General features: G+C 66.1%; 14 protein-coding genes and 1 pseudogene. 10 read left to right on the top strand and 5 right to left on the bottom strand.

Annotated features, from left to right (window positions below):
* Window positions 1-5 precede the first annotated feature (5 nt).
* Window positions 6-1880 (bottom strand): sensor histidine kinase, encoded by a 1875-nt coding sequence (locus tag BN11_RS00605; protein WP_048693113.1) that lies wholly within the window; start codon window positions 1878-1880, stop codon window positions 6-8.
* Between the two features lie 140 nt (window positions 1881-2020).
* On the opposite strand from BN11_RS00605, the gene BN11_RS00600 reads away from it, so the two are divergent.
* Both BN11_RS00600 and BN11_RS00595 read left to right on the top strand, forming a co-directional pair.
* Window positions 2021-2350 (top strand): hypothetical protein, encoded by a 330-nt coding sequence (locus tag BN11_RS00600; protein ID WP_048548145.1) that lies wholly within the window; start codon window positions 2021-2023, stop codon window positions 2348-2350.
* 294 nt (window positions 2351-2644) lie between these two features.
* Window positions 2645-2941 (top strand): hypothetical protein, encoded by a 297-nt coding sequence (locus tag BN11_RS00595; RefSeq protein WP_157043903.1) that lies wholly within the window; start codon window positions 2645-2647, stop codon window positions 2939-2941.
* Between the two features lie 101 nt (window positions 2942-3042).
* Here the strand turns inward: BN11_RS00595 and BN11_RS00590 are convergent, their stop codons facing one another.
* The 3 genes from BN11_RS00590 to BN11_RS00580 form a co-directional block, all read right to left on the bottom strand.
* Entirely contained in the window at window positions 3043-3717 is a 675-nt protein-coding gene (locus tag BN11_RS00590; protein WP_048693104.1) for a cation diffusion facilitator family transporter, read from the bottom strand.
* Window positions 3714-4097 (bottom strand): ArsR/SmtB family transcription factor, encoded by a 384-nt coding sequence (locus tag BN11_RS00585; protein WP_048700515.1) that lies wholly within the window; start codon window positions 4095-4097, stop codon window positions 3714-3716. The genes BN11_RS00590 and BN11_RS00585 overlap by 4 nt, the downstream gene beginning before the upstream one ends.
* 324 nt (window positions 4098-4421) lie before the next feature.
* Entirely contained in the window at window positions 4422-4841 is a 420-nt protein-coding gene (locus tag BN11_RS00580) for a hypothetical protein (protein WP_048693100.1), read from the bottom strand.
* A gap of 74 nt (window positions 4842-4915) precedes the next feature.
* Between BN11_RS00580 and BN11_RS24890 the strand changes: the two genes are divergently transcribed.
* From BN11_RS24890 to BN11_RS00540, 8 genes are all read left to right on the top strand, one after another.
* A complete protein-coding gene (locus BN11_RS24890) occupies window positions 4916-5143 on the top strand; it encodes a hypothetical protein (RefSeq protein ID WP_235435311.1) in 228 nt (75 codons plus the stop codon).
* 48 nt (window positions 5144-5191) lie between these two features.
* Window positions 5192-7954: a type I restriction endonuclease subunit R gene (locus tag BN11_RS00575; protein ID WP_048693096.1), complete on the top strand. Its 2763-nt coding sequence runs from the start codon at window positions 5192-5194 to the stop codon at window positions 7952-7954.
* Entirely contained in the window at window positions 7951-9321 is a 1371-nt protein-coding gene (locus BN11_RS00570; protein WP_157043901.1) for a restriction endonuclease subunit S, read from the top strand. Before BN11_RS00575 ends, BN11_RS00570 begins: the two co-directional genes overlap by 4 nt.
* Window positions 9318-10355, top strand: a complete 1038-nt coding sequence (locus BN11_RS00565; protein WP_048693091.1) for a restriction endonuclease — start codon at window positions 9318-9320, stop codon at window positions 10353-10355. Before BN11_RS00570 ends, BN11_RS00565 begins: the two co-directional genes overlap by 4 nt.
* A 25-nt stretch (window positions 10356-10380) precedes the next feature.
* Window positions 10381-11865, top strand: coding sequence for a type I restriction-modification system subunit M (locus BN11_RS00560; protein ID WP_157043900.1), 1485 nt, complete (start codon window positions 10381-10383; stop codon window positions 11863-11865).
* A 567-nt stretch (window positions 11866-12432) separates the two neighbouring features.
* Window positions 12433-13329: a hypothetical protein gene (locus BN11_RS00550; RefSeq protein ID WP_048693085.1), complete on the top strand. Its 897-nt coding sequence runs from the start codon at window positions 12433-12435 to the stop codon at window positions 13327-13329.
* 65 nt (window positions 13330-13394) lie between these two features.
* On the top strand, window positions 13395-15500 hold the full coding sequence (locus BN11_RS00545; RefSeq protein ID WP_048693081.1) for a transposase: 2106 nt from the start codon (window positions 13395-13397) through the stop codon (window positions 15498-15500).
* A gap of 179 nt (window positions 15501-15679) precedes the next feature.
* The gene (locus BN11_RS00540) at window positions 15680-16510 is read left to right on the top strand and encodes a TniB family NTP-binding protein (protein WP_162213129.1); all 831 of its coding nucleotides are present in this window, start codon (window positions 15680-15682) and stop codon (window positions 16508-16510) included.
* 87 nt (window positions 16511-16597) lie between these two features.
* Here BN11_RS00540 and BN11_RS23295 read toward each other — a convergent pair.
* Window positions 16598-16805, bottom strand: a pseudogene (locus BN11_RS23295) (hypothetical protein); the annotation flags it as partial.

Raw genomic sequence — 16805 nt, 5'->3', positions numbered from 1 at the left:
CGCACTCAGATCAGCGCCTGAATCGTGGTACCGCCGCCCGGCGTGGCCCTGATGCCCAGCGTGCCGCCGACCGAGACGATGCGGTCCCGCAGGGCCGTGAGGGGGGCGTTCGCGCCCACACCGCCGACGCCGTCGTCCACGACCTCGACCTCCAGCCAGTCCTGGCGTGCGGCGACGGTGACGCTGATGCGCGAGGCGCCTGCGTGCTTGAGCACGTTCGCGACCGCTTCGGTGACGACGAGATACGCCGTGAGCGCGCGGGTGTCGCTGACCAGGGGCAGGTCGCCAACGGTCAGGACGAACGGGATCGGAGAGGACGACTTCACCGCCGCGAGCGCGGCGGCTAGTCCGTCGTCGAGCAGGATCGGACGGACGCCCTGGGCGATCCGGCGCAGCTCGTCGACAGTGCCTTGGAGCTCTGCAACGGCCGCATCGACCTCGGCGGCCTGATCGGTGGGCAGGTGTTCCTGGAGGAGCCGGAGCCGCATCCCGGTGGCCACGATGCGCTGCTGGGCGCCGTCGTGCAGGTCCCGCTCGAGCTTGCGGCGCTCGGCCGCTGAGGCATCGACGAGCCGGTGCCGGCTGGCCTCGGTCTCGGTGAGCGCCTCGCGCAGGACCAGCCGCAGACGGGTCACCTCGAGAGGAACCCAGGCAGCTTTGGCGACGTCGTCGATCCGGCGTCGTGCGCGGGCTGAGTCCCAGCCCAGCGACACCCTCGCAATCACGTCGCCCCCGGCCTCGATCCCAATGCCGTCCGGCGGTTCGGCGACCGGTGCGCCGTCGAGCCGGGTCCAGGTGCCGTCGGGTCGGGCAAGGTACACGACGAGGTCCGGGTCGTCCTGGACCTTGCGCAGCACCGCCTCGACCTCCTCAGGTTGACGCCGCCCGGCGCGGACGTCGGCGGCGAACCTCTCGACCTCAGCCACTGCCACGTGCCGGTCACGGTCAACGACTCGCCCCACCCATTGGGCGACGTGCCGCTGCACGGGCAGCAGCGTGAGCGCTGTGATGAATGCTGCGACACTGCTCGTCAGTCCAGTGCCGGCCGAGACCGCCTGGCTCAGGCCGTACACCGCGGCCCCGAAGACGGCGGCCGAGACCACCACAGTCACCAGCCATGCGGTCGCACCGGTCAGGAGGCGGTCCACGTCGAAGAGGTCGTATCGAACAATCGCCAGGCCGACAGCGATCGGAACCAGAACCACGATCGCCACCAGGAACGGGGTGTACGCCGCGTTGAGAGACGCCCCGAGCGCCTCAGCGACCCACCCCCCGGCGAGTAGCGCGACCACCACGATCCCCGACAGCAGCAGCCACCGGGTCTGCTGGCGGGTCCGGCGGGTGCCCCGCCAATAGCGCACCACCAGGGACGCCGCGGCCAGGACCATGGAGAACCCGATCGCGATGAGCGACGCCACCGCCACCCAGGGCACCCATACCGCGTCCGGTCCGCCAACGACCTCCCCATCGACCTGACGGGCGCCCCACTGAACGGCGACCATGCCCAGGGTCGCGCTGCCGAACACCCATGGCACAGCTCGCCAGAGCGTCCCATTCGACGCGCCGTCCGGAAATACGAGCATCAGCACCAGCAGTCCGGCCAGGTTCAGAGGCCACGCTCCGCTCGACCACGGCAGCTCGGCGAGCGGCCCCACGTGCGCGGTGACCACGGCGATCGCCGCCGTCGTCCATGCGAGTGCCGGACCCACCGGGGAGGTCGGGTCGTGTCGCACGATCACCCATCCGACGGCGACAGCGAAGGTACAGGCCGCGCATGCACTGGCCGTCGCCCAGTCCCCGAGCGCAGCGACGTACGCGGCGCTGGCGAGGACCGCGAGCGTCGCGAGTCCGGTCAGCAGTCGCACCGTCCGGGGCCGCATACCGGCATCGTGCCAGCGATCGGCAGTTCGCATCCTCAGTGCCACCACCAAAGGCAAGTGCGGCGTTCTCCCTGATGTGGCCTGCTGCGGGCGACGGCGACGCTGGGTGGCATCAGCAGCCACGACCTCAGGAGTATCTGATGAACGTCATCTTCACCGTCCTCTTCGCGCTCCCTATCGGCTATTTCTTCAAGAACCGAGGCATCGCCATCGTCACCTACTTGGCGCTCGACGCGATCGTGTTCTCTTACCAGAGCGTGGGCGTCCTGTTGGACTGGATGGCCGACAACCCGCCGGTCGCCTTCGGCCCTTCGCCGACTTCTTTCCCAGTCGAATATAGCAACAGCGAGCTCTGGGGGTACGGCCTGGTCAACATGGTGATCATCGCGGTCGGTTCCGGCCTGGTAGTACTCGGCGCCCGGCTCAGTGCCCGCCGCGCAGCCCAGCGAACAGCGGTCGCCGTCGCCTGAGCCACGCCACCACCGAGCCGGCTGGTACCTCGAACGGGACGCCGAGAATCGGCGCGATCTGCGGCATGAGCGTGCGCATCGATGCGCTTCTCAAAGGAGCGGCGATGCCGCCGCTGACGTCGGATACTCATGCCCATGCGCTCCCCGTCCGCAGTTGCCGTCGCTCTTGCTCTCGCCGCGTGCGCGCTGACGGCCTGCAGCGGTGGCGAAGACCCGGCCCCACACCCTCAGGTGACCGCATCGGACTCCGAGGTCCGCCTTGTAGGTCCAGACGAGGCAGACCTGGTGCTCTACGTGAGCAACCAATCGTTCGAGGATGAAGACGTCCGCATCAAGCTCGACGTGGACGGGGTCACGGTCGTCGACGGCGAGTTCCGCGTGGAGGGGCAACACAACTGGATCCGCTTCCCCCTGAGTCTCTCGCCAGGAAGTCACACCCTCACCGCCGAGTCTGACACCGGGGCCACTTTGAAGGAGTCATTCCAGGTGCCGGGCAACGAAGCCCGCTACGCCGTGGTCAACTACTGGGCGGAGGACGACTCGCCAGAGCTCACGTGGCTCTTCCAGCGTGAACCCGTGGGCTTCGCCTAGCGCTCGTCGGGGCGGCAGCCTCAGACCGTTGCCCCCGATGCGAACAACGCGGCAAATCCGGTAAACGCCTCACGCTGATGAGCGGACGTCAGCGACTCCAGTCAATCGTCGTCATCATCGTCCTCCACGAGTTCGCCCTCCCAGGCTTCGCGGCCCTCGTGGATGGCGAACGCAGCGATGACGAACCCGGCGACGGGGTCGAGCCACGCCGCGCCGGTGAGGGCGAACAGCACCAGCCCGAGCAGCGTCGAGATGCTGAGGAGGACGCAGATCCTGGTCTCGGCTGCGTCGGCGAGGATCAACTTGTCGCCGCCGAGTTGTTCGCCGACCCGCTTCTTGGCGCGCGCCAAGACCGGCATGACGATGAGCGACAGCGTGAGTAGGACGATGCCGACGACCGAGTTGTCCGGGGTCTCGCCGCCGACCAGAGACCGGATGCCCTCGAACGACACGTACGCGGCGAGAACGAAGAAGGTGACCGCGACCGCGCGCAGCGCCCGGCGCTCCTTGGCTTCGTCGGCCTCACCGTGGCGCAGGCGGGCGGCGAGCCGAAGGCCGACGAGGACCGAGGCGGCGGATTCGATGCCGGAGTCGATCCCGAACCCCACGAGTGACACCAGCCCGGCCAGCAGGCCCGCCGTGATCGCGACGGCCCCCTCCACCACGTTGTACGCGACGGTGAACTGGCACAGGCGGAGCCCGCGCCGGGTGAGGCGCTCGGTCTCGTCCTCGGTGAGGGTTGTCGCTCCTGGGACGTTGGGCGCGGGGCTGGTCATCGGGCTCCCTCGATGGTGGTCGTGCCGTAGGTCGGGCACAGGGTGACGGCTTCGCCGGTCAGGCTCAGCAGTCGTTCGGCAGCGGAGAACAGCTCCAGCACGGCCTCGGGGTGGGTCAGCGAGAAGACGGACGCACGGCCCTCGGGACGTGAGGCCACCAACCCGCAGTCCCGCAGGCAGGCCAGATGCTTGGAGACGGTGCTCTGCGCCAGGTTGAGGTGCGCGGTGAGGTCTACGACCCGGTGCTCACCGAGTGTGAGGTGCCGGAGGATCGTGAGCCGAGATGGGTCGCTGAAGCCGTTGAACAGGCACGCCGCCGCTGCCAACCCAACTGCTTCGAGTTCCAAGGATCGTCGAGTCGTCGCGGTTGCCTGAGTCATCGCCACACCGCGATGATAGCGACGTCTGGTGGCCGTCCGCTCATCGGCATGTCCGGTAAGGACCGTGCCCCGCGCAGCTGCGGAGACGTCGACGTCGAGCTGCGCAGGCTGACCTCGTGATGGCCGTCTCAGAATCCCCCGCTGAAGCAGTCTCATTATCGACCGCCCAGGCAGGCGCCTGTCTCAGAGTCGTGCGCCGCTGACAATGTCAACGGCGAGCGATTTTGAGACTTACCCGGGAGTACGAGACGCCGTGAGACAGATCGGTACTCCAGCGGCGGACTTCGAGACGTCAGCCGCAGAAATTGAGACGCAGCTGATCCGTCACATTCCCATCTGTCGGTTGATCGCGGTCGCTCCGATCTCGACAGCGAGGTCGCGACCCGCGCTGCCGAGGTAGGCGGCGGTCTTACTGAGCCAGCCCTTCCGCTCGGGGTCTGGCTCCCGGTCCGCAGCCTCATCGAGGGCGCTGACGAGTCGGTCTGCGATCGTCTCAGCTGTCGGCCAGGCACCGACCGCGCGACGCGCGTGACCGGTTGGAGCGCCGATCATGACGACGTGGCCCGAGGCGTACCTCTGCATCTTCGTGACGTAGGGCGGCTGCTCAGAGTCGAGCGCTCTGAGCGCCGACTGGACAACCTCGGCGGCGAGTCCGGTCTTCGCCTCGATTTGGTTGGGGCTCACGATCTGACCCGTCTCTTCATAGAGCTCAACGATCGCCCGGAGTACGGGCAGGTCACGCACAGTCCACGTCTGATCCATGGACCTATTGACTCAGACGCCACCGACAACGCCGGCGACTGCGGCAGGCTGGTCTCATGCCAGGTGGTGATGCTTTCGACGAGCGGGATGTTCGCCACGAGTTGGCAGCAGCTATCGATGACCTACGCTCACTGCTCCGGGCCTTCGATGAAGTCGAGCCAGCTGCGATGGACGAGCGCTTCTACATCCACGCCTTCAACGAGCTCGACCTCGCTGGCCGAACGGTTGTTGATGCCTTCGATCGCGATCGCGATCGCGATCGCGGCTTGGGCGGTGCGAGGTAGTCGCCGTCTCGGGACGCCCACGCTGCTCGACCCTTAGGGTTGCCATCAGTGAATACCGGTAAGGGCGACCCGAAGTTGGCGGCCGAGCAGCGTGCACGCGTGCTGATCGACCGTCAGCTTGCCGATGCCGGTTGGTGGGTGCAGGACAAGGGCAGCCTGAACCTGTTCGCCGGCGATGGCGTCGCAGTCCGTGAGGTGGTCATGAAGGCGGGCCACGGTCGCGCGGACTACTTGCTCTACGTCGACAAGAAGGTCGTCGGGGTCATCGAGGCCAAACCCGAGGGCACGACTCTGTCGGGGGTCGAGTGGCAGTCCGCGATGTATGCCAGCGGAATCCCTGCCGACGCGCAGCTGCGATCGGTCACCGTCGACGGACGCTTGCCGTTCGTGTTCGAGGCCAGCGGGTCGGAGACTCACTTCACGAACGGCTACGACCCCCAACCTCGCGCCCGCCGCGTATTCAGCTTCCCCAGGCCGGCCACTCTGGCCAAGATCGTCCGGGACGCGGAGTCCGACCCGGACAACCCGACGTGGCGGGCCAAGGTCCGCCACCTCCCGCCTCTCGACGAGGCCCCGCTGCGGCCAGCTCAGATCACTGCGATCAAGGGAATCGAGCAGAGCCTGGCTGATCAGCACTTCGACCGTTCGCTGGTGCAGATGGCCACTGGTGCGGGCAAGACATTCACCGCGGTCACCACGGCATACCGCCTCCTCAAGCACGGCGGGTTCCGGCGCATCCTCTTCCTCGTCGACCGGAACAACCTAGCCGAGCAGACCATCGCCGAGTTCCAGAACTACCGCACCCCCGGCGATGGGCGCCGGTTCACCGAGATCTACAACGTCGACAAGCTCACCAGCGCCGGCATGCTCGGCTCCTCCGATGTCGTGGTCTCCACGATCCAGCGCGTCTACTCGGTCCTGCGCGGCCAAGAGGTCACCGACCAGGACGATCCCAACCTCGACGACTTCGTCCCCGACGCACCGATAACCGTCACCTACTCCGGCGCTCTCCCGCCCGAGGCGTTCGATCTCGTCATCGTCGATGAGGCCCATCGCTCCATCTACGGCGTGTGGCGGCGGGTGCTGGAGTACTTCGATGCACACGTCATCGGCCTGACCGCGACCCCGGGCAAGCAGACGTTCGCCTTCTTCCGGCAGAACCTCGTCTCGGAGTACACCTACCCGCAGTCCGTCGCCGACCGGGTCAACGTCGACTTCGACCTCTACCGGATACGCACCCAGATCAGCGAGCAGGGCGGCAACATCGAGGCCGGGACCATCGTTCCCAAGGTCGACCGGCGCACCCGACAGCAGCGACTAGAGGCGATCGATGAGGACTTGGAGTACACCCACAAGCAGCTCGACCGGGCCGTCACCGCCAAGTCCCAGATCCGCCTCGTCCTGGAGACCTTCCGCGACCGGCTCTTCACCGAGGTCTTCCCGGGCCGCTCCACCGTCCCCAAGACACTGATCTTCGCCAAGGACGACGCCCACGCCGAGGAGATCGTCACCACGGTCCGCGAGGTCTTCGGCAAGGGCAACGACTTCGCCGCCAAGATCACGTATGCCGCCCGCGACCCCCGCGGTCAGCTCCAGGCCTTCCGGACCTCACCGACGCTGCGGATCGCGGTCACCGTCGACATGATCGCCACCGGCACCGACGTCAAGCCGCTGGAATGCGTCTTCTTCATGCGAGATGTGAGATCGGCGCAGTATTTCGAGCAGATGAAAGGCCGAGGAGCCCGCACCATCGCACCGGCCGACTTCCAGTCCGTCACCCCCGATGCCTCGGCTAAGACTCGGTTTGTCATCGTCGACGCCGTCGGTGTCACCGAGCACGACTTCGTCGACCCACCGCTGAACCGCGACAAGTCGGTATCGCTGAAGAAGCTGCTCGACAAGGCAGCCACGCTCACCCTCACCGAGGACGAGACCGCGACCCTCGCCTCACGCCTGGCCAAGCTCGAGCTCGAGCTCAATCCAGAAGAGCGGACCGAACTCGACGAGGTCGCCGGCCAGCCGGTCCGCGACATCGTCCGCGCTCTCGTCGACGCCGTCGACCCCGACACTCAGGCCAAGGCACTCGACGGCGCCACGGATACTGACGCTGCACGGCGCGACCTCCTGGAGCAAGCCGTCACCCCGGTCGCGGCCAGCCCAGAGCTGCGCCAGCGGATCCTCGAACTGCGCGCCACCCACGATCGGGTCATCGATGAGGTCAACAAAGACGTGCTCCTCGACGCCCACGGCGTCGTCGACCCCAGCCGGGCGAAGTCAGTCGTCGAGTCCTGGGCGCAGTACCTCCTCGACCACCGGGACGAGATCACCGCCATCCAGCTCACCACCGAGGCGAAGGAACGCCGGATCGCCTTCGCCGACATCCAGGAACTCGCCGACCGAATCGCCCGGCCGCCCTATAACTGGACGCCTGACATCATCTGGCACGCCTACGAAACGATCGACGTCGGCAGGGTCCGTCACAGCGATCGCACCACCCTCGCCGACCTGGTGTCACTGCTGCGCTATACGGTCGGCCTCGACAACGAGTTGGTCCCGTATGCCGCGAAGGTCCAGGAGCGGTATGCCGCGTGGCTGGCTCAGCAGGAACAGTCGGGAACCGAGTTCTCGCCTCTCGAAAGGTGGTGGCTCGACCGCATGGTCGACGTGATCGCGTCCTCGGCCGGCATCACCGCCGACGACCTCGACCGCGCGCCATTCACCGACAAGGGCGGCGTCGACGGAGCGCTGCGTGATCTCGGGGACCGCGCCGGCGACCTCCTCGACCAACTGAACGCGGAGCTCACCGCGTGACGGCACGTGCACCGGTTGGTTGGAGCACGGCCAAGCTCGGGGATGTCACACTCAAAGCGTTGAAGTGCGACCCGGTGAGCACTGGCCGGCGGCGCGTGCGCTACGTCGACATCGGTCAACTGGAGGGTCCAACGTCCGACCTGAGCGATGCTCCAGCGGTCGACAGCCAGATGGCCCCGAGTAGATGTCGCCAGGTCCTTGAGGGCGGAGACACGCTGTACTCAACCGTCCGGCCCTACCTGCGGAAGATCGCCTTCGTGCAGCAGGCGCTGGACGGTGAGTTTGCTTCTACGGGCTACTGCGTACTCCGGCCAGCTCGGGAGATCCATCCTCGATTCCTGTACTACTTCACTCTGTCGAAGCAGTTTGAGGATCAAGTACTTCCGCTGCAGAAGGGTGTGAGTTATCCGGCGGTCCTAGACCGCGAGGTTCGAGCTCAACGCATCTGGTATCCGGGCCTCCGAGAGCAGCGGCGGATCGTCGAACTCCTCGAAGATCACCTTGGGACCCTTGCGCGAGCCGAGGAGCACTTGTTCGCTGTGTTACAGCGCCTTGAGGTTCTTGAGCGATCGGTGCATCAGCTGGCTTTGCGTGGCGAGCTCGTGCCCGACGATCTGTCGGAGGGAACTGGGCGTGATCTGTTGGCAGGTGCCGCCTCTTTGGATCCAGCCACGTTAGAAGAGCGCTCGTGGCCGACCCCCTCGGCGTGGACGTGGTCAAGGATCGGGGATCTGTTCACCGTGTCGGTTGGAACCACCCCCTCACGGGGCGAGGGGACGCTTTGGAACGGAGGGGTGCCCTGGGTTTCCAGCGGAGAGGTCGCCTTCAACCGGATCAAGACGACCCGCGAGACCATCGCGCCAGCCGCAGTATCCGGCAGCAAACGTCTCCATCCACCGGGGACGGTCATGCTTGCGATGATCGGCGAGGGCAAGACCCGGGGACAAACAGCGATCCTCGACATCGAGGCCGCCCACAACCAGAACTGTGCCTCGATTCGGGTGAGCGAGACGCGGATACTGCCCGAGTACGTCTTTGCCTTCTTCAAAGAGCGCTACCTCGAGACGCGACGAGGGTCCTCCGGAGGCAATCAACCCGCCCTGAACAAGGGCAGGATTCAGGGGATACCGATTCCCGTGCCTCCTCTCGGAACGCAGCGACTCATCGTGGAGGAACTGGACCGATTCGCAACGTCTTACTCGTACCTGCGGAACTCTTGCAGGACCAGCCTTGGCCGAGTCCACAGCCTGCGCAAAGCGCTGCTCACAGCGGCGTTCGAGGGGAAGCTCGCCGGACGGCATACCGACAATGAAGCCATCGAAGAGCGAGCGGAGGCGCTCGGCGCCAAGGAGAACTCTCAACCATGAAGACCATGTGGGGTATTCACAACGATGCTCTTGGCGCGGAGCTCGTCGACGAGGGGTTCATTTCTGTCGGGTGGGAGGCGATGCCCGACCTGCGGACGATCGGCGACGACATGACCCGCATGAAGGAAGCCGTCCAGGCCAAGTACCCCTCTGCTAAGCCCGGTGCCGTGCCGGTCTGGGCAGGCGTCCTGAGGCGCTTCGCGTTCGACATGGCCCAGGGCGACCTGGTTGTCGCTCCCTACCGTCCGGACGGCACCCTCAACTTCGGCGTCATCTCCGGCCCCTACGAGTACGTGTCCGGAGTGCCCCGGCATCCGCATCGCCGGCGGGTCACGTGGACCCGGACGGGAGTGGCTCGCAGCCTGTTTCCGCAAGCTGCTCTCTATGAGATCGGCAGCGCGGTCACGCTCTTCCAGGTGCGAAAGCACGATCAGGTCTTCCGCGACTACTTGGCCTCGGCCGACGACGAGTCGTTCGAATCGACGGTCGACAAGGAATCGAGTGTGTCGACCGACTCGAAGCACGAACAGGCTGCGGCTGATGAGCCGAACGCCGACCGCATCGATCAGCACACTCGCGACTTCATTGCCCGGGTACTGCTCACTGATCTGTCGGATCGTGAGTTCGAGGAGTTCACGGCCGACCTTCTCCGCGCGATGGGCTACCAGGCGAGGGTCACTCCCTACTCGCAGGACGGCGGCATCGACGTCATCGCGCACACAGACGCTTTGGGCATCGAGCCGCCGATCATCAAGGTGCAGTGCAAGCACACGGCCGGGACGCGCGGGCGGCCCGATGTCCAACAACTGATCGGGACCCTGTCGCACAACGAAGCGGGCCTGTTCGTGACCTTGGGGTCGTTCAGCGCTGATGCTGTCGCACTGGAGCGCGAGCGGCAGAACCTGCGGCTCTTCTCGGGCGCAGACGTCACCAATCTGACATTGGCGCACTACGACGATCTGCCCGCTCGATGGCGCACTCGTATGCCGCTGCGTCGCGTCCTCGTTGTGGATCGCGACCCTGAAGACGGATGACCTGCAGGATCGGAGAGGATTGAACGTGACGGACTCCCGCCGCTTGGTGGACAAGCTCTGGTCGTACTGCGACGTCCTACGCGACGACGGGGTGGGCGTCATCGAGTACACCGAGCAGCTCACCTACCTCCTCTTCCTCAAGATGGCGCACGAGCGTGCCACGCGGAAGCTCAAGCCGCAGCAGATCGTGCCCGAGGAGTACTCCTGGCAGAAACTTCTGGACTCGCAGGGAGACCAGCTCGAGTTCGAGTACACACGGATCCTCAACGGGCTCGCGCGTCAGCCGGGGGTCATCGGGACGATCTTCCGCAAGGCGCAGAACCGGATCCAAGACCCGGCCAAGCTGAAGCGGCTCGTCATCGACCTCATCGACAAGGAGAACTGGAGCAGCACGGGCACCGACATCAAGGGCGACGCCTACGAGGACCTCCTGAGCAAGGGAGCCTCGGATAAGGGCTCCGGAGCCGGCCAGTACTTCACGCCCCGAGCTCTCATCCAAGCCATCGTCGACGTCATCCAACCCACCGTCGCGGACACGGTCGTCGACCCCGCCTGCGGAACCGGAGGGTTCCTCCTCGTTGCTCACGAGTACGCCGGGCAAGGCGCGGAGTCGATGACACCGACCCAGCGCGCCAAACTCCAAGATGATCTCGTCAGCGGCTATGAGCTCGTCGACGGCACAGCACGGCTCGCCGCGATGAACCTGCTGCTGCACGGCATGGGCAGCGCCGACGGTGACTCCCTCATCGAGGTCCGCGACTCTCTCATTGCGGATCCCGGCAGGCGTTGGTCCGTGGTGCTCTCCAACCCGCCCTTCGGGCGCAAGTCCTCGCTGACCATGGTCGGCGCCGACGGCCGCGAGGTGCGTGAGGACCGAGAGATCGAGCGCCAGGACTTCGTTGCGACGACGAGCAACAAGCAACTCAACTTCGTGCAGCACATCATGACCATCCTCGACACCAACGGACGTGCGGCTGTGGTCCTGCCTGACAACGTCCTCTTCGAGGGCGGGGCCGGCGAGACGATCCGGCGCAAACTACTCACCGACTTCGACTTGCACACGATGCTGCGGCTTCCGACAGGTATCTTCTACGCCCAGGGCGTGAAGGCCAACGTCCTCTTCTTCGACAGGAAGGTCGCCCGCCCCGGTCAACCGTGGACAGAGCGGCTCTGGGTCTACGACCTGCGCACCAACAACCACTTCACGCTCAAGCAGAACCCCATGCGGCGCGCCGACCTCGAGGACTTCGTCACGGCATACAAGCCCGGGAAGCGCGACCAGCGTGAGGAGAGCGAACGCTGGAAGACGTTCAGCTACGACGAGATCATCGCGCGTGACAAGGCCAACCTCGACATCACGTGGCTGCGTGACGAGTCGCTCGAGGACCTCGACAACCTGCCCTCACCCGATGTCCTGGCGCGTGAGATCGTCGAGGATCTCTCGGCCGCCCTCGCCGAGTTTGAGGCCGTCGCAGCCGCACTGGAGGAGCAGCTAGGTCGTTCCAGCTAGCTCCGCCCTTCCCAATCCCCGCGCATACCGGTATCTTCACGAAGCGGTGAGTCGCGCCGGATCCCGAAGGATCGAACGCGGCCGCGATGGAACTGACCAACCCAATCGTGGGGCTATCACCCTCTGGCCCAGCTTGTTGAAGTTGCAGCGCCGGAGGAGAACGTGGTCGAGAAGATGCCAGCCAAGCCCCGCCGCGGGCGTCCGCGTCTGCATGCCATCCCGGCCCATGGCTCCGTCAGGGTTGAGCTGAGGCTTGCTCCTGAGGTTGCTCGCCGGCTCTTCGCCGCAGCGGCGGACTCCGGACAGACGGTCAGCGCGGTGGGAGAGTCGGCGTTGATCGCAGCCCTGCTCGAGGAGCGGGCCATGTGAGGCACGGCCGGGCCATTCTGGGAGCCCGTCACCCCCCAGACACGACGAAAGCCGGGCGGCAACCCGGCTTCGACGCGAAACGCGGCACACGCCGCGCTCAAGTTCATCAACCCGAACCCCTTGGGGCTCACTGCTGCCATTGTGGCGATCTGACCCGCCCGCGTCAACGGTGAGCCTCTGTAAAGAGAGGAACTCCCTATGCGCAAGCGCCACTCCGCGGTCCCCCACCGACTCGGCAGACGGACAAGCTTCATCCCCTCCCTCGAGGGCAAACCGGCCAAGTGGGCGCAGGTGGTCGACATCGCTGGCGACGCAGCCGTGCGGGCTACGGTCGCCGCGGCGGCTACCGCCACCCTGCTGACCATCGACACCGACGGCACGCCAGGTGTCGCGACCGCCGACGTCGGCTCCCTGAGGTCGATTGTGCCGGACCGGCTCCTTCCCGTCCGCAGACCCGCCTCCCACAAGGGCATGACGAACTACATCTCCAGAGTGGTCGTTCCCACCGAGGCACACGAGACGCGGGCGGTGTGGTGCGAGAGCTTCAATGAGCTCACTCATCTCCGCGACCTGCTGATCGCTCGGCAGCCGACGCAGGTGGCCACGCAGCCCTTGCGGTTGGAGTGGGCGATGACGACCGGAGTCCGAGGCCACATCCCTGACTTCCTGCTCCGCGACGTCGACGGGCGGATGCTCCTGGTGGACGTGACCACGGGGAGGAAGCTGGACGATCCAAGATTGCGGGCTGTCTTCCAGCTCACGGCCGCGACAGCTGCCGTGCTGGGTTGGGAGTACCAAGCCCGGACCGAGCTCCCGCCACAGCGGGCTCGCAACCTCAACTTCCTGCACGCGGGCCGCAATGACACCCTGCAGGACCGTCTCGGAGCCGCAAGGTCCTTGCGCCAGGAGTCTGGGCCGATCGACGTCCAGCGGGGCAGCGAACTACTCGGCGGCGGACCGCAAGGCTTTGTCCGACTCTGGGATCTCGTCGCTCATGGCGACGTGCACGTCAGCCTCGACACCTTGATCGACTTGGACACCCCCGTCACGTTCCAGCCGACCGGAGGGGGTGCGCCTTGGCTGCACGCCATGTGACCGCTGCCCACCGTCGTCAGCCAATCGGAGCGGGACACCCCGTAGACGACCGGTCGGACTCGGGCATGGTCATCGGGATCACCCGAGACGAGAGCGGCAAGGTCGTTGTCGTCGTCGACCACGGTGACCACCGGACGCGGGTGACGTGGATGGCTCTGGTCAAGGCGGCGCTGATCCGCAAGCCCGTACCGATCAAGGATGTCATCGACGAGCATCCGGCACCGATGCTGGCGGAGCTCCCCGACGAAGAGCGCGCAGTCATCTCCAAGCGCTACCGCGACCTGGTGCAGATCGACACCGGGTCACTCAGAGGGAACCCCGAGGCCGATCGTCTCGCGGGCATCCTCAACCCCGACTACGACCCCAAGACCACTACGCCGGCACAGCGACTCCTCACCAAGAGTCGCGAACTCGCGGCGCTCGGCGAGGTGGGAGCGTCCAGAGCCGCGCTCTACCGTCAGATCGGCCGCATCGGCGAAGGGCCCGACTTCCTGATCCACGGGAACCGGCGGACCTTGAGTCAACGGCTGGACGAGTTCGACCCTGCCGTTGTTGAGATCGTCCGAGAGGAAGTCACGGCGGAGAGCCAGCGGCCTCGAAAGAGCCACCGCAAGCTGCTCGTCCGGATCCGAAGCAGGCTTGACCGGGCCCAAGTGGCGGAAGAAGTCACTCGTCACCAGTTGGGTGTCTTGGTCAGCGAAGTCTCGCGTGGACGCGGGCTTCATCACCCCGCCAAGACACGCCGCACCGAAGCCGGCCGGCCGGTCGCCGTCTACGGCGCTCAACGCGTGAGCCGTCCCGGCGAACTCGTCCAGGTCGACGCCACCCCGACGACCGTGGCCATTCTGGGTCCGCAGGGGGTTCTGGTGCCTGCAGTCGTCCTCAGCGCCATCGACGTCTACACGCGCTGGTTCGTCGCTCTTCGCGTCTGCGTCGGCGCAGCCACGTCGCGAGACGTGTGCGCTCTGATCGCGCAGATGGGTCGGCCGACAGTGACCAGGTCCGGCTATCCCTACGAGCTGGAGATGTGGCACGGCATACCGAGACTCGTTGTCTTCAACGACGACCCGGAGGGCGAGAAGACAACGATCCAGAAGGTGATCGGTCGCAAACCCGCGATCCATCCCAGCACTCTCGTGTTCGACCACGGTTCGGAGAACGCCAGCGACCACGTCCTCGGCTTCGCCGCCGAGTGCGGCGTCGACGTCGTCTTCTGCCCACCGCGACAGGGGCACGCCAAAGGCGTCGTGGAGGCCATCCATCGCGTCATCGCCGATGTCGAGAGCACCCTGCCGATCCACAAGGGCCAAAACGTCCTCAACCGGCCGAATGATCTGGAGTTGGCCGTGCCCATCAAGCCGCAGGACCTCCAAGACATGCTGTGGGAGTATGCGATCGACGTCTACGCGAACGAAGGGCACCGCAACCTCACGGAGGCACACGGCTCCCCGAGCCCACTAAGCCCCGCGATGGTCTGGGCCGATTACGTGACGTCATTCGGCGAACTCGACCGTCCCGCCGACCCGTGGCTCTTCCTCAAGGGTCTTCAGCGTGCGGAGCGCCTACTGAGTCCGGAGGGCATCCGCCTCCACAAGGTCACCTACAACTCCAGTGAACTCCAGCAGCTGCGGTCGGTCGTCATGCAAGGCATCGGCGTCAGAGCCCGCCCGCTCACGATCTTCTACGACCGGCTCGACACGACTCGGATCTTCCTGGTCCACCCCGTCGAACGGCACTGGCTGATGGTCCCGCGCGCGATCGACCGCAACGGAAGCGTGGCCCCCATGAGCTCACTGGTTCGTAGCCAAGCCCTCCGTGATGTGGATCAAGACACCCGACGAGTCCTCACTGAGACCGAGATCCACCGGCTGGAAGCGGCGCTGCTCACCCGCTGGATCGAGGGCATCTTCACGGATCGGCAGGACGGGCGGTATGCCGCGATCGAAGGAGCTCAGCAACGGACCTACGCCCACGACCTCGAGCAGGCCAGCGATGAGGTCCTCTCGCTCGCATTCCCTGAGCCTGATCTGGAGCCGAACGAGGAGCCAACTCTTCAGGAGTATCCCGAGTGCAGGGATGACGACGAGGAGTTCGACTACGACGAAGAGATCGACTTCGACGACGATCTTGCCGAGCTCGCCGCCGACAAGTCGAGCTGGGGGATGGCATGAGGATCACTGCACCTGCTGCGACGCGGCTCATGCCACAGAACATCGACGACTGGCCGGCCTTGGTCACCGCCGACAATCCGAGGCCCCAGCCAGCCGCGAACGTGACGGACGCTCTCCGGCGTCAGGTTGACGCCTACAACCAACGGATCGGGACGATTTCGACGAGAGACACCCGGACGGTGAGAGAGGCGATCCACCGCGCCCACTTCGAGAACGATCACTCGGCATACGGCAGCGCCACTTGCGTCATCCTCAGCGGGGCACCTATGAGTGGCAAGACGCACGCGGCACTCACCTGCGCTTTCAGCGAGACCCGTGACATCTGGGGCCGACTCGGCAGGGCGCCGGACGACCCGAAGTTCGACCGGAGCATCCCGTGGATCTACGTCGAGGTGCCCAAGCAAGCGCGCGAACTCTCACTGCTCAAGGCGATCTGGACCTTCATCGGGCTGCCGCCACTCCCGCCGCGAGCGACTGCCTCCGACTACCTCCAAGCACTGCGCAAGCTCGCACCGGCCATCGGGCTGCGCGGTGTCATCATCGACGACAGCCACGGCATCGGCGAACGCCAGAACGAGCACTCACGGCTCCTCGCGGACATCCTCAAGAGCATCATCACCGGCCTGCCCGCGACCATCGTGCTAACCGGCACGGGGTTCGACGAATCGGGTGTCTTGCGTGGCTCGGCAGGCGACCAGGTCAGGCTGCGGAGTTCGCGATGGATCGACGTCGGCAAGTGGCCACCCCCGAGCCCAAACACCGTTGGCGACTGGGAGTTGTTCGGCCGCAGTCTCAGCGAACGTCTCGTCCTGCCGCGCTCCACGGCCACGGTTCGGCTCACCACGCGGGGAGCGGTCCGTGCACTTCTCGAGGGAAGTCGCGGTCGGCCCGGCCTAGCGGTGGAGTGGGCCAAGCGCGCTGCGTCGTATGCCGTGTGGCACGACACGGACCTCGACGTCACCGCGCTGGAGGCAACTCATGCAGGACCTCCATCGGGAGGTGCTTCGTGACCACGCGGCTCCCCCTCCGGGTCGAACCCCTACCGGGCGAGTGGTGGCGCGGCTCGGAAGGTGTCAAGCCGTTTGAGACATCTGCGGTCAGGCGCTTTGTATGAGGGCCTCCCGTGAGGGTTGGTTGATCCACGCGGCGGTGGGCAGTTTCGGCGGTGCCGGCCGGCGGTGGCCGAAGCGGTCGGGGTGCGCGGCGTAGGCAGCGTCGAGGGTGGCCTGCCGCTGAGCGCGGACCTCGGTCGCGGTGCCGTAGTGGACCGAGGCGGGGGTGTGCAGCCCGATCCCGCAGTGGCGG

The organism is Nostocoides australiense Ben110 (assembly GCF_001050535.1).
Classification (GTDB): domain Bacteria; phylum Actinomycetota; class Actinomycetes; order Actinomycetales; family Dermatophilaceae; genus Nostocoides_A; species Nostocoides_A australiense.
The sequence above is the reverse complement of the archived record's forward strand: the minus strand, read 5'-3'. Positions and strand labels throughout refer to the sequence as shown.

Excerpts from the sequence above, each read along its gene's own strand:
- BN11_RS00605 (WP_048693113.1), bottom strand. The coding sequence starts at position 1,880 with ATGCGGCCCCGGACGGTGCGACTGCTGACCGGACTCGCGACGCTCGCG.
- BN11_RS00600 (WP_048548145.1), top strand. The coding sequence starts at position 2,021 with ATGAACGTCATCTTCACCGTCCTCTTCGCGCTCCCTATCGGCTATTTC.
- BN11_RS00590 (WP_048693104.1), bottom strand. The coding sequence starts at position 3,717 with ATGACCAGCCCCGCGCCCAACGTCCCAGGAGCGACAACCCTCACCGAG.
- BN11_RS00585 (WP_048700515.1), bottom strand. The coding sequence starts at position 4,097 with ATGACTCAGGCAACCGCGACGACTCGACGATCCTTGGAACTCGAAGCA.
- BN11_RS24890 (WP_235435311.1), top strand. The coding sequence starts at position 4,916 with ATGCCAGGTGGTGATGCTTTCGACGAGCGGGATGTTCGCCACGAGTTG.
- BN11_RS00565 (WP_048693091.1), top strand. The coding sequence starts at position 9,318 with ATGAAGACCATGTGGGGTATTCACAACGATGCTCTTGGCGCGGAGCTC.
- BN11_RS00550 (WP_048693085.1), top strand. The coding sequence starts at position 12,433 with ATGCGCAAGCGCCACTCCGCGGTCCCCCACCGACTCGGCAGACGGACA.
- BN11_RS00545 (WP_048693081.1), top strand. The coding sequence starts at position 13,395 with ATGGTCATCGGGATCACCCGAGACGAGAGCGGCAAGGTCGTTGTCGTC.